The organism is Microbulbifer mixtoriginis (SeqCode) (assembly GCF_052468275.1).
Genome location: NZ_CP174341.1, coordinates 4,389,417 through 4,401,882 on the forward strand (window position 1 = coordinate 4,389,417; position 12,466 = coordinate 4,401,882).

A 12,466-nucleotide genomic window follows, 5' to 3' on the forward strand; every position below is an offset into this window, starting at 1 on the left:
GGCAAAGTAAAAAAATAGTGGTGTGCCCACTGTGATGGCAGAGCAGTCCCCAAGATAACCTGTCTGCAATGCCTCTTCCGATACTGGATCCGGACGCAGATCCTGCCTCCCGACTCATATAGTGCCGCAAAGCACCGTGAGTTTCAGCTGTGTACCCCTAATTAATTCCAATTGACTCGGCGATATCTCTCGCTGATAACAAAATAAAATCGGGGCAGTGCGGAACCTGCACAAAAGTCAGAAAATTTCGTTAGTACCGGTAATAAAACCACCACTAGAGCTCCTTACCGGAGCTATCCCTCGCATCCAGCTGTTTGCCATCAGGACCCCCGTCGCGGGTAGGGATCAGGGCACGAACGGAATTTGAGGAGGTGTTGGCCGCATCCGGGTCGGTCAGGGTCTCAAGAAAACGTACGACCAGGTCGATCTCGGCATCGCTGAGATTATTACCGGCATCACCACCGGTGGTTGCAAGGATTGCTTGGGAGAGCGCAAGGCCATTGGGCGCCACCTTACTGGCACAATCTGTTAACTCTGAAAATTGTGACAAATCGCACATTTCGTTGTTGGTGTAATACTGGTTAACCGATGCCGCACGGTCGCGATAGTGTTCGACATTTCTGCGTAGCGTCGCGAATTGACCACTGTGCCCCCAAGGGCCAGTGAGCGCGACATTCAGTAATGTTGGGGGACGGAAGGCACCAGCACCGTTCGCCCCCAGATCCGCGCCACTGCCATTCTCATCGGTACCTATACCAATTTGTGGATAATTCGCAGGCCGTGGCCCTTCAGTAGTAAAAAATGCACCCGCATGGCAATTAGTACAGCCGGAATTCCCTGACATAAAAGTAATTGCACCGCGCTTCTCATCATTATCGAGCGCATTCAAGTCGCCATCTACATAGTCGAAGAAAGGGTTGTCGATAAAGAGCTGCACCGCTTCAAAAGCGGCTATAGCCTGCGCAATACGGCTGAAAGTAATCTCGTCGTCACCAAAAGCTGCGTTAAATAACCCGCTCCAGGATTCCCGCCCCAGATTGGCCGCCACTATATCTTCGCGGTAATCGGTGGTGCCACTATCACTACTCGCATCGTAACCAAATTGAGTAACATCACCCATTTCTGCAGGATTGGTTACTGGAAAATGCGCCTGCGCCATCATCAGGGCCAGGGTGCCAGTACCCACCGCCGCTTCGGTATTAAAGCTGACATCCCGTGAGTCGGTGCGGATACCGCGATCGGTAAGTGCCACCCGGTTATCCCAAAAGAGCCCACTACTCCACAATGCCACATTACATATCGGCTGGGCGTTTCTGGGTACTATGGGTACCTCATTGATACCGTCAGAGCGGCCTGGGCCAACCAATGCAGGATCTAATGGATTCACACCCACGGGCATAGAGAGATCGTCACCGCCACAGCCGATAGCAGCGTGGTGACAGGAGGCACAGGCTACATCGCCATTGGCACTGAGGGATTGACTGTAGAACAAGCGCATACCCAGCTCGACCATGGCGGGGTCTTGTTCACTTCGCACCCTGGCAGCAAAAGCGCGCATATCTTCCAGATGCCCAGCCATGTTGTTCGATTCCAGCATGGCCGCCAGGCAGGTATCCAGATCTTCATCTAATAAATTCAATGCACTGCGAACATTTTTACATTCACTAATGTTCACAAGGCGCTCGAGGACCGGTACTGCAACCGCACCATTGTTAAGGCCGCTATTCGTATTATTGATTAGTGTTTTCGCATTGACCCGGGCCGTTTCATTCTCGCTGATCACATCGCCACTGGTCACTGAGTAGCTGTACTCGGTATTTATCGAAAGGCCCTGGTCAACATAAAAATGATTATCTGTCTCGGCAATTTTTTCTCCGCCACGATAGATAGCATAGGTTGCCCCATCGCGCTGCCAGGAAAGGCCGATACTCGTTCCTGAAAAAGCATTGGCGATCAAGGCCTTCGGCGCACTGCCTTGCCCGGTCTCTGCGCCATTGCCTGTATCATCGTCATTATCTGTGTCGCCGCCATTGCCCGTATCATCACCACCGGAGTTTGTATCGGTATTTCCCCCAGCGTCGGTGTCAGCTTCCACCGTTTCCGAGCCAGAGCTGTCATCGCCACCGGATGAACCGGAGCTGCAGCCCACAGCCAACAGAACAAGCGGCAGTAGCACTAATCGCAACAGTGCTGCGCATGATATCGGCAAATTATTGCTCTGGGTTTTCATAAATACAGCTCGACTCCGCCACTGAAAAATCGTTTTGAACAGCACTGGACAGACAATGGAGCTACTAGTGCCCCATTCGGCACCAAAAGCTAATATTTTGGAACTATCCAACATTTTTAAAGGTAGTTTTTTGGGGAGCAGAAAGAGTTGCCTGCCCTCACAATACTTTTCATGAAACCGAACTTTTTGGTCAATTTCATGGGATACAGAGGTAATGACCCTAAAGCTTTTATTTGGCAAATTCTGTTGAGAGAGTCGCAAAGCACTGATGCTGGTACAGTGATATTGGATACTGTGAATTGTCTCTGGGTTTAAAGAAATAGAGAAAACGGTATTGAGAAGGCTACAAGCTAAGTTTGCCCATACTGCGACCCAGCCTAAAAAATTAATTGCACAAATCGCAAAGATAAGTATGAGGGTATAAAAACTATACCCTCATACTTTTGACTTTTTTCTAGCTATTCACTTGGCTATAAAACAAGGTAAACAGGGAATTACAAACTCTCCCCATTCCGGTTTCTAGCATCCAGCTGTTTGCCATCCGGACCACCGTCTCTGGGAGGAATCAAAAATTGAATCTCATTAGAGCTACTATTGGCGGCGGCTGGGTCAGTGAGAGTGCCCAGAAAAATGACAACAAGGTCGATCTCATCATCAGTCAGGCGGTTGACACCACCACCATCATTCCCTGCAAGAATATCCTGAGACAGAACCAAACCATTAGGCGCTACTTTACTGGGGCAATCCTGTAAATCTTTAAACTGTTCAAGATCACACATTTCATTATTGGCAAAGTAACTGGCAATTGAGACACCCTGATCCCTGTAATGCTCGACATTTCTACGCAAGCTGCCAAACTGCCCGCTATGTCCCCAGGGGCCGGTAATCGCCACATTTAACAGCGTTGGGGCTCGGAATGCTCCAAAACCCAAAGACCCCTCACCACCCAAATCAGCTCCACTGCCACTCTCATCAGTACCAATTCCAATCTGCGGATAGTTGGCAGCCATCAGCGCCTCGGAAGTAAAGAAGGCCCCCTTATGGCAGAAAGTACAGCCAGAATCTCTCGACATGAACGTGATAGCACCACGCTTCTCTTCAGCGCTAAGCGCTTGTAAATTGCCCTCGACATAGGCAAAAAATGAATTATCTATAAATATCTGCACCGCCTCATAAGCTGCAATAGCCTGGGCAATACGGCTAAAGTTAATCTCAGGATCACCAAAAGCGGATGTAAATAGCGGCCCCCAAGCTTCGATATCCAGATTCGCCGCCAATATATCTTCGCGGTATGCAGTAAAGTTTTCATCGACAGAATCATCGTAGCCAAAGTCAACGATATCCCCCATCTCAGGTGGTGCTGTAACAGGGAAGTGTGCCTGTGCCATCAGTAGTGCCAGGGAACCAGAACCTACCGCGGAGGAAGTATTTCGGGTAACGTCCGTTGAATCTGTGCGCAGCACACCATTAGGACTCAATGAAACCCGGTTGTCCCAAAACAGGCCACGAGACCAGAGCGCAGTGTTGCAGGTCGCTGGTGAATTCCTCGGCACTATCGGCACTTCATTAATACCGTCAGAACGCCCCGGCCCTAGCAACGTACTATCTACCGCATTAATGCCAACCGGCATTGATAGATCATCCCCACCACAGCCAATCGCCGGGTGGTGACAAGAGGAGCAGGAAGCATCTTGATTGGCACTCAGGGATTTATTGTGGAACAGGCGCATACCCAGCTCAACCATGGCTGGTTCCTGCTCGCTGCGAACACGCGCGGCAAAAGCACGTATATCCTCAACAAGAGAGGCCATGCGATTGAGCTCAAGCATGGCTGCCAGGCAGTTATCAAGATCTTCCTCGAGTAAATCCAGGGCACTGGCGACATTTTTACACTCGGCAAAAGTGGATATACGCTCGTTTAAGACATCGTCTTCTGTGCCGTTATTTAGCCCTGTATTCGTGTCATTTACCAATGTCTTAACAACAATCTGATCGGCCTCAGAGGCGCTGGCAGTATCGATTGTATTTAGCAAGTAGCTGTACTCAGTCGCTACCGTGAGGTTTTTATCGACAAAAAAGTTATTACTGGTTTGCGCGACTCTTTCACCATTGCGATAAACAAAATAGGTCTCACCATCCCGCTCCCAAGCAAGGCCGATGCTGGTCCCGGAAAAGGCATGGCCAATCAATTTACCGGGCCCACTACCCCGCTCAGATTGCGGATCGGGGTCTGAGTCTGAATCACCCTCTACAGTATTCGGTGTCGAAGTATCATCATCACCTCCAGATGATCCTGAACTGCAAGCTGCCAAGGATATACAGAGTATTAAAAATAAATATCGCAATAGGACATTGGCAGACACCTTAAAATCCACTTTTTCAGTACGCATAAAATTTAACAGTCCTTTCCATCCACTTTCGTAAAGTTCTGGACTGTTAACGCAGTATCCTGGGATTTGGTTGACACCAATAAAAGGGAGATCAGAAAAAAATGGAGAGGCTTTAAAGGAATTACGACCCTAAGGCCTACAGAAAGGATAGGACAAGCCCGGATCTAAGCTAGCAAGTGGCTATGCAAATCATCCAGGCTGGGTTCGTTGATCAGCCGACTATACGAACGGGGCGTTCGGCGTTGCGGTAGCGCTCGGAGCGGCGGGTGCGGTCGTTAACACTGCCGGCCAGCTGGCCACAGGCTGCATCGATATCGTCGCCGCGGGTAGTGCGCACGGTAACCGTATAACCCTTATCAAGCAGTATCTGCTGGAAGCGACGCAGTGCGTTATTGCTCACTCGCTGATAGTCGGACAGCTCAAACGGGTTAAAGGGAATCAGGTTAATTTTCACCGGAATCTCTTTCAGCAGCTCCGCCAATTGCTCAGCGTGCTCCGGGCGGTCGTTAACCTCGCGCATCAGCGTGTATTCAATGGTCATTTTACGGTGCGTATCCGGCATACGCTCGATATAGCGCTTAGCGGAATCCAACAACACCGCAATGGGGTATTTCTTATTGATCGGCACCAACTCGTTACGCAATTCGTCGTTAGGCGCGTGCAGGGAAATCGCCAGGCTCACATCGGTCACATCAGCTAGGCGGTCCAGTGCGGGCACCACACCGGAAGTTGACAGGGTGACACGGCGCTTGGAAATACCGTAGGCATTATCTTCCATCATCAGGTTCATGGAATCGACCACATTGTCGAAATTGAGCAATGGCTCACCCATGCCCATCATCACCACGTTGGTGACTTTGCGCGGTCCTTTCGGGTCTAATTGACCGAAAGATTTACAGGCGATCCACACCTGCCCGATAATTTCTGCCGCGGTTAAATCGCGGTTAAAGCCCTGCTTGCCAGTTGCACAGAAACTGCAATCCAGGGAACAGCCCACCTGCGAGGAGACACACAGAGTGCCGCGATCGCCATCGGGGATATAAACCGTCTCGATAGCATTGCCACCGGAGACTTTAATTAGCCACTTGCGTGTGCCGTCGGCAGAATCCCACTGATTCAATACTTCCGGGGCACGGACTTCGGCCACTTCCGCCAGCTTTTGACGCAGGGCCTTGCTGACATTGGTCATCTCAGCAAAATCATCAACCCCATTCTGGTGAATCCACTTTAAAACCTGAACTGCGCGGAAGCGCTTCTCGCCCAATGATTCAAAAAAGGCGGCCAGCTTTTCTACTGAAAGGCCGAGCAGGTTGGTTTTCTCTGTGGTCATTCATTTCACCTCGGGGGAAGAATTGCACCGGTCCGGACAGACCGGTGCGATTTGTGGCGCTAATTAAGCGCGCGCGCAGATTTCGTCGTCGGCGAAGAAGTAGCTTACTTCGCGGGCGGCGGACTCTGCGGAGTCGGAACCGTGTACAGCGTTGGCGTCGATGCTGTCAGCGAAGTCAGCGCGGATGGTGCCAGCAGCCGCTTCTTTCGGGTTGGTAGCGCCCATCAGATCGCGGTTTGCCAGGATAGCGTTCTCGCCTTCCAGAACCTGTACAACAACCGGACCGGAAGTCATGAAGTCAACCAGGTCTTTGAAGAAAGGACGCTCTTTGTGCTCAGCGTAGAAACCTTCAGCCTTTTCACGGGACAGTTGAACCATTTTCATGGCAACGATGCTCAGGCCAGCTTTCTCAAAACGGCTCTCGATTTCACCGATTACATTCTTGGCTACTGCGTCCGGCTTGATGATGGAAAGGGTACGCTCCAGGGCCATGGTTATCTCCAAATTGATTTTTTGTAACTTAACTTACATATAGAAAGAGCAACCTACACAGTTGCTCTTCCCTAGTATTCCTTTCATACCCACCGGGGGTACTCAATTTTTGATCACCGCATTTCGCGGCCGGCGGATTATACGGGGTATTGATCGACTTTTGTACTCCAATACCAATACCCCCTTAAACCCATTCTGACTACTCGCGTTCCTCAATCCAGGCGGCCTGAATAGCCTCCAGAATCTTTTCACCACAACGGCCCGGCTCATCATCAAACTCAGGTAACGCCATCACCCAGTTGCGCAAGTCGACAAAATTGACCGTGAGCGGGTCCACATCTTCATGGGCTTCGCAGAGCTCAATAGCGATATCGTGAATATCGGTCCACTTCATTGTTTTGGCTTCCTCACTACCCGCGGTACTCAGTGCTTTTCCGATACCTGGTTGATGGTGTATTTGGGAATTTCCACCACCAGATCTTCATCTTCAACGATCGCCTGACAAGACAGGCGCGACTCGGGCTCCAAGCCCCAAGCCTTGTCCAGCAGGTCTTCTTCCAGCTCATCGGGCTCCTCCAGGGAGTAGAAGCCTTCGCGCACAATCACATGGCAGGTAGTACAGGCACAGGCCTTCTCGCAGGCGTGCTCGATCTCGATATCGTTGGCCAGTGCCGCATCGATTACACTGACACCGCTCTCCGCTTCCACCACTTTACCTTCAGGGCACATTTCCGGGTGGGGTAAAAATACTATCTTCGGCATGGGTACTGACTCTCTATGGTCTCAATCCGACGGGGGCAAGCCCCGGCCGCAAGTTGTGCGGGCTAGACGCCCACCGCTTATTTATCAAATTCATCCAGGCTGTGGCCGCGCATGGCGCGCTTGATAGAAGCGTCCATACGCTTGGCCGCAAAGGGCTCCGACAGCTGGTTAAGGGTCTCCATACGCTGACGCATCTCATCGGCATCGCCCCCGTTATGGGCCAGGCGCAGAGCTTCCATTGCATGCTCCAACTCACTCAGCTCATGGTCTTCCAGCAACTCGGCACCGTTTTCACGCAGGGCCACCAGCAAGCTCTCTAAAGTCCGCTCCGCCTCAACCTGCGCCTCGCGCAAAGCACGCAGAGCGATATCCTCGGCGGCGTGGGTATAGGATTCCTGCAGCATGCGCGCTATGTCCTTATCCTCCAGGCCGTAGGAAGGCTTCACTACGATATCTGCACTAACACCACTGCTCTTCTCCATGGCAGTCACCGACAGCAAGCCATCCGCATCCACCTGGAAGGTCACGCGAATATGAGCGGCACCCGCCACCATTGGAGGAATTCCGCGCAACTCGAAACGTGCCAGCGAGCGGCAGTCGCTAACCAGCTCTCGCTCACCCTGCACCACATGAATCGCCATGGCGGTCTGACCATCTTTGAAAGTGGTGAATTCCTGAGCTTTAGACACCGGAATGGTGGTATTGCGCGCAATCAACTTCTCGGTGAGTCCACCCATGGTCTCAATACCCAGAGACAACGGGATTACATCTAGCAGCAGCAGGTCGTCGTCGGATTTATTGCCCACCAACACATCGGCCTGCAGGGCGGCGCCAATGGCTACCACTTGATCCGGGTCGATTTCCGCATGGGGCGCACGGCCAAAATAGTCTTCGACCCGCTCACGCACCCGCAAAGTCCGAGTGGAACCACCCACCAGGACCACTTCCTGAACTTCATCCACACCGATATCGGCATCGCGCAGGGCGCGTTTACAGGCGCGCAGGGTCTTGTCGATCATGGGGTCCAGTAACGAGGCCATGGTCACCCGGTCGAGCACGCCACGCCAGTCCCCATGGTGTATTTCTACCTGCTCGGCACCACTCAGGGACTCCTTTGCAGCGCAGGCACTGTCCAGCAACACCCGCTGAGTCGACGCATCCAGATCGGTGCCCAAACCCGCCTGCTCGGCGATCCAGGCCGCAATAATGCGGTCGAAGTCATCGCCACCCAAGGCCGTATCGCCACCGGTGGCCATTACCTCAAAAACACCGCGGGACAGCTGCAGGATTGAAATATCAAAGGTGCCGCCGCCCAGGTCATAGACAGCAATCACGCCCTCTTCCCCCCGATCGAGGCCATAGGCTACCGCCGCGGCAGTCGGCTCATTGAGCAGGCGCAGCACCTTCAGGCCGGCCAGCTTGGCCGCATCCTTGGTCGCCTGGCGCTGGGCATCATCAAAATAGGCCGGCACGGTAATCACTGCGCCGTCGAGCTCGCCATCCACTTTGCCGTAGAGTGCATCGCGGCCACGCTGGGCCAGCTTCTTAAGGATTTCCGCAGATACCTGCACCGGGTTGACCGGGCCGGCGGCAGTTTCAATAGTGGGCATGCCGCCATCGGTATCGGAAAAATGATAGGGCAGCTGCTCGCCCAGGCTTTTTACATCGGCGACCCCACGACCCATCAAGCGCTTGATCGACAACATGGTATTGTAGGGATCAGCAGCAGCACGCAGACGCGCCTCGCTACCAACGGTAATACCGTCGCGGCTGTAGTGCACCGCCGAGGGCAGGATGACACTGCCATCCTCTGCCGCAATGGCCTCTGCCGAGCCGCTGCGCACCGTGGCCACCAGTGAGTTGGTGGTGCCCAAGTCGATGCCCACCGCGTATTTGCGCTGATGGGGGTCGGGACTCTGTCCCGGCTCGGAAATCTGCAGTAATGCCATTACTTATCTCTTCTATCAGCGGGATTGTTCGCGTTGGCACCGCCTGTGCCTGATCCCGGTTTATTTTCTGGTAGCGCTTGTTTAATCGCCGAACAGATCAGCTTCCAGCTCTTCCACTTGCGACTGCAGCTTGACCAGGAATTGCTGCTTGCGCAGGGCGTCTTCTGCTTCGCTAAACTTGCCCGCGGCATAGGTCTCAGCAAATTGCCGCTGCGCACCGCGGTAGAGGCCATCCACCTCTTCGGCGAGTTCCTCCAGGGCAACAGTGGGATTTGCTTGCTCGCGCACTTCCTCCAGGCGCTCGCGCAGCACCATCTGCTGCATCAGGAACTCTGTATCGGCGGTAGTCTGCTCAGGTGGCACTTCCACTCCAGCCAACTTGAGCAGGTAAGCAGCGCGTTGCACCGGATCGCGAAGTACCGTGTGGGCTTCATTGATCTGCGCAGCCATTTGAATAGCGAGCAACTGTTCGCGCTCGGATTTGGAAGCGTATTTATCCGGGTGGAATTCCCGCTGCAATTCCCGATAGCGTGCGGACAGAGCACTGCGATCGAGTTCAAAGGCGGGGTCAAGCCCGAATATTTCAAAATGGGTCAGGTTGGTTGCCATCTCAGTTCACCTGCCGGCACTGGGCCTTAAAAACTGGGCGGCGGCGCCCCACCCGGCAACTGCCGGGCCAATAAAAAGGCCGGCATGCGCAGTGCATCCGGCCTCGCTGAAGCGGGCCACGCTCAGACGTGGAAACTCTCGCCGCAGCCACACTCGTTTTTGACGTTGGGGTTGGTGAAGGTGAAGCCTTCGTTGAGCCCTTCTTTAACGAAATCGAGCTGGGTACCGTCTAGGTAAACCAGACTCTTGGGGTCTACGATCAGCTTTACTCCATCCTGCTCGAATACCACGTCTTCGGCCTCTGCCGAATCGACAAACTCCAGTACATAGGCAAGGCCTGAACACCCGGCGGTCTTAACACCCACACGAATGCCGATTCCCTTACCGCGCTTGGCCAGCTGACTCTTGATATGAGCCTCAGCGGCCTCGGTCATAGTAATAGCCAAAACAATACCTTCACTGCTATTGGGCCCTGGGCCCGGTGGTTAACCTGCGGCGGATTCCGGCGCGTCAGCGGCTTCGGCAGACTCACCGCGCTTTTCACGGATGTTGCGCACCGCAGCCTTGATTGCATCTTCGGCCAGCACGGAACAGTGAATTTTCACCGGTGGCAGCGCCAGTTCCTCGGCGATAGCGGTATTTTTGATCTGCTCCGCCTCATCGATAGTCTTACCCTTCACCCACTCGGTGAGCAGGGAGCTGGAGGCGATAGCGGAACCGCAACCGTAGGTTTTGAACTTGGCGTCTTCAATCACACCCGCGTCGTTCACCTGGATCTGCAAGCGCATCACATCACCACAAGCGGGCGCACCCACCATACCGGTGCCTACATTGTCCGCCTTGTCGTCCATGCGCCCGACATTGCGGGGGTGTTCGTAGTGGTCAATTACTTTATCGCTATAGGCCATGACTTTTCTCCTAACTCTTGTGCGCGCTTAGTGAGCGGCCCATTCAATCTTGTTCAGGTCCACACCGTCTTTGTACATATCCCAAAGCGGCGACAATTCACGCAGTTTCTCCACTGCCTTGCGCACGGCGGCCGCGGCGGTGTCCACGTCCTGCTCGCTGGTGAAACGGCCGAAGCTGAAACGCAGGGAGCTGTGCGCCAGCTCATCGTTTACTCCCAGGGCGCGCAACACGTAGCTGGGCTCAAGACTGGCGGAGGTACAGGCGGAACCGGAGGAAATTGCCAGGTCGCGCAGGGACATAATCAAGCTCTCGCCCTCTACAAAGGCAAAGCTCACGTTCAAGTTGCCCGGTACACGCTGTTCGGCGGAACCATTGATATGGACTTCTTCCATATCTTTGATCTGATCCCAGAAGCGGTTGCGCAGGGAAACCAGACGCTCGCCCTCTTGCACCATTTCCTCTTTGGCGATGCGGAAGGCTTCACCCATACCGACAATCTGGTGAGTCGGCAGAGTGCCGGAACGCATACCGCGCTCGTGGCCGCCACCGTGTATCTGCGCTTCCAGACGGACGCGGGGTTTGCGACGTACATACAGGGCGCCGATACCTTTGGGGCCGTAGATTTTGTGGGCGGAGAAGGACATCAGATCGACCTTCACCTCCTGCAGGTCGATAGGCAGTTTGCCTGCGCTTTGCGCCGCGTCCACATGGAAAATAATTTTGCGCGAGCGACACAGCTCACCGATCGCGGCGATATCGTTAATTACACCGATTTCGTTATTCACGTGCATCAGGCTCACCAGAATGGTGTCCTCACGCAGCGCTTCCTCAACCTGTTGCGGAGTAACGATGCCGTCTTCACGGGGGTTCAGATAGGTTACTTCGAAGCCTTCACGCTCCAGCTGGCGACAGGTGTCTAGTACTGCCTTGTGCTCAATCTTGGAAGTGATGATGTGCTTGCCGCGGCCCTGATAGAAGTGCGCCGCACCTTTAATCGCCAGGTTGTCGGACTCGGTGGCACCACTGGTCCAGACGATCTCGCGGGGGTCAGCATTAATCAGCTCAGCCACCTGACGACGGGCATTTTCCACCGCCTCTTCGGCTTTCCAGCCGTACAGGTGAGACCGTGAAGCCGGGTTACCGAAGTTGCCTTCCATCGTCAGCTGCTCTGCCATCTTTGCAGCGACACGCGGGTCAACCGGGCAGGTAGCTGAATAATCCAGGTAGATGGGAAGCTTCATAGTCATACCGTTTCCGCTCAATAATTCTCAAATATTCCGCTTTGGCCACAGTTGTGACCGATATTTACAAGCCGCCGAGTACGGCGACCCGCTCTTCCGGCGCTTCGCGCATATCCTGGCGGCGTGCCACTTCCTGTACCTCGGCGCGAGACACCAAGTTGGCCAGGCTGATTCCGCTCAGGAAACCGTGAATCTGATCACTCAGGTCTGACCAGAGGTAATGGGTCAGACATTGTTCGCCATTGGCGCAATCGGCGTTGCCGCCACAGCTGGTGGCATCCACCGATTCATTGACTGCATCAATGATCTGAGCCACAAAAATTTCTTCGCCATCGCGGGCTAGACGATAACCACCGCCGGGGCCGCGCACACTGGACACCAGTCCGGATTGCCGCAGGCGGGAAAATAACTGTTCCAGATAGGACAGGGAGATGCCCTGCCGTTTGGAAATATCTGCCAAGCTGATCGGCCCACGCTCTGCATGCAACGCCAGATCCAGCATGGCGGTTACCGCATAGCGGCCTTTGGTTGTTAAACGCATACCAGCTCCCAAC

Annotated in this window: 12 protein-coding genes; all 12 read right to left on the reverse strand. The window is 53.8% G+C overall.

Annotation, left to right across the window (positions count from 1 at the left end):
• Positions 1-274 precede the first annotated feature (274 nt).
• Positions 275-2,230 carry a cytochrome-c peroxidase gene (locus ACJJIC_RS19295; RefSeq protein WP_445357690.1) on the reverse strand — a complete coding sequence of 652 codons (1,956 nt, stop codon included), beginning with the start codon at positions 2,228-2,230 and terminating at the stop codon, positions 275-277.
• Positions 2,231-2,724: 494 nt separating this feature from the next.
• A complete protein-coding gene (locus ACJJIC_RS19300) occupies positions 2,725-4,620 on the reverse strand; it encodes a cytochrome-c peroxidase (RefSeq protein ID WP_445357691.1) in 1,896 nt (631 codons plus the stop codon).
• Positions 4,621-4,831: 211 nt separating this feature from the next.
• Positions 4,832-5,950 (reverse strand): dual-specificity RNA methyltransferase RlmN, encoded by a 1,119-nt coding sequence (gene rlmN / locus ACJJIC_RS19305; RefSeq protein ID WP_252084812.1) that lies wholly within the window; start codon positions 5,948-5,950, stop codon positions 4,832-4,834.
• A gap of 63 nt (positions 5,951-6,013) precedes the next feature.
• Positions 6,014-6,442, reverse strand: coding sequence for a nucleoside-diphosphate kinase (gene ndk, locus ACJJIC_RS19310; protein ID WP_108731991.1), 429 nt, complete (start codon positions 6,440-6,442; stop codon positions 6,014-6,016).
• A 199-nt stretch (positions 6,443-6,641) separates the two neighbouring features.
• Positions 6,642-6,836 (reverse strand): Fe-S cluster assembly protein IscX, encoded by a 195-nt coding sequence (iscX, locus tag ACJJIC_RS19315; RefSeq protein WP_444885872.1) that lies wholly within the window; start codon positions 6,834-6,836, stop codon positions 6,642-6,644.
• Between the two features lie 29 nt (positions 6,837-6,865).
• Positions 6,866-7,204, reverse strand: coding sequence for an ISC system 2Fe-2S type ferredoxin (fdx, locus tag ACJJIC_RS19320; protein WP_152451921.1), 339 nt, complete (start codon positions 7,202-7,204; stop codon positions 6,866-6,868).
• A 77-nt stretch (positions 7,205-7,281) separates the two neighbouring features.
• The gene (gene hscA / locus ACJJIC_RS19325; protein WP_445357692.1) at positions 7,282-9,153 is read right to left on the reverse strand and encodes a Fe-S protein assembly chaperone HscA; all 1,872 of its coding nucleotides are present in this window, start codon (positions 9,151-9,153) and stop codon (positions 7,282-7,284) included.
• Between the two features lie 81 nt (positions 9,154-9,234).
• Positions 9,235-9,762 (reverse strand): Fe-S protein assembly co-chaperone HscB, encoded by a 528-nt coding sequence (gene hscB / locus ACJJIC_RS19330; protein ID WP_444885874.1) that lies wholly within the window; start codon positions 9,760-9,762, stop codon positions 9,235-9,237.
• A gap of 122 nt (positions 9,763-9,884) precedes the next feature.
• Positions 9,885-10,196, reverse strand: a complete 312-nt coding sequence (gene iscA / locus ACJJIC_RS19335; RefSeq protein WP_435583629.1) for an iron-sulfur cluster assembly protein IscA — start codon at positions 10,194-10,196, stop codon at positions 9,885-9,887.
• Between the two features lie 51 nt (positions 10,197-10,247).
• Positions 10,248-10,670, reverse strand: a complete 423-nt coding sequence (gene iscU, locus ACJJIC_RS19340) for a Fe-S cluster assembly scaffold IscU (RefSeq protein WP_252084807.1) — start codon at positions 10,668-10,670, stop codon at positions 10,248-10,250.
• Between the two features lie 27 nt (positions 10,671-10,697).
• Positions 10,698-11,912 (reverse strand): IscS subfamily cysteine desulfurase, encoded by a 1,215-nt coding sequence (locus ACJJIC_RS19345; protein ID WP_445357865.1) that lies wholly within the window; start codon positions 11,910-11,912, stop codon positions 10,698-10,700.
• A gap of 64 nt (positions 11,913-11,976) precedes the next feature.
• Complete coding sequence (gene iscR / locus ACJJIC_RS19350) at positions 11,977-12,453, reverse strand: Fe-S cluster assembly transcriptional regulator IscR (protein ID WP_252084806.1); 477 nt, start codon at positions 12,451-12,453, stop codon at positions 11,977-11,979.
• Between the last annotated feature and the right edge of the window lie 13 nt (positions 12,454-12,466).

Excerpts from the sequence above, each read along its gene's own strand:
- fdx (WP_152451921.1), bottom strand. The coding sequence starts at position 7,204 with ATGCCGAAGATAGTATTTTTACCCCACCCGGAAATGTGCCCTGAAGGT.
- iscU (WP_252084807.1), bottom strand. The coding sequence starts at position 10,670 with ATGGCCTATAGCGATAAAGTAATTGACCACTACGAACACCCCCGCAAT.
- iscA (WP_435583629.1), bottom strand. The coding sequence starts at position 10,196 with ATGACCGAGGCCGCTGAGGCTCATATCAAGAGTCAGCTGGCCAAGCGC.
- hscA (WP_445357692.1), bottom strand. The coding sequence starts at position 9,153 with ATGGCATTACTGCAGATTTCCGAGCCGGGACAGAGTCCCGACCCCCAT.
- ndk (WP_108731991.1), bottom strand. The coding sequence starts at position 6,442 with ATGGCCCTGGAGCGTACCCTTTCCATCATCAAGCCGGACGCAGTAGCC.
- ACJJIC_RS19345 (WP_445357865.1), bottom strand. The coding sequence starts at position 11,912 with ATGAAGCTTCCCATCTACCTGGATTATTCAGCTACCTGCCCGGTTGAC.
- ACJJIC_RS19295 (WP_445357690.1), bottom strand. The coding sequence starts at position 2,230 with ATGAAAACCCAGAGCAATAATTTGCCGATATCATGCGCAGCACTGTTG.
- iscR (WP_252084806.1), bottom strand. The coding sequence starts at position 12,453 with ATGCGTTTAACAACCAAAGGCCGCTATGCGGTAACCGCCATGCTGGAT.
- rlmN (WP_252084812.1), bottom strand. The coding sequence starts at position 5,950 with ATGACCACAGAGAAAACCAACCTGCTCGGCCTTTCAGTAGAAAAGCTG.
- ACJJIC_RS19300 (WP_445357691.1), bottom strand. The coding sequence starts at position 4,620 with ATGCGTACTGAAAAAGTGGATTTTAAGGTGTCTGCCAATGTCCTATTG.
- hscB (WP_444885874.1), bottom strand. The coding sequence starts at position 9,762 with ATGGCAACCAACCTGACCCATTTTGAAATATTCGGGCTTGACCCCGCC.
- iscX (WP_444885872.1), bottom strand. The coding sequence starts at position 6,836 with ATGAAGTGGACCGATATTCACGATATCGCTATTGAGCTCTGCGAAGCC.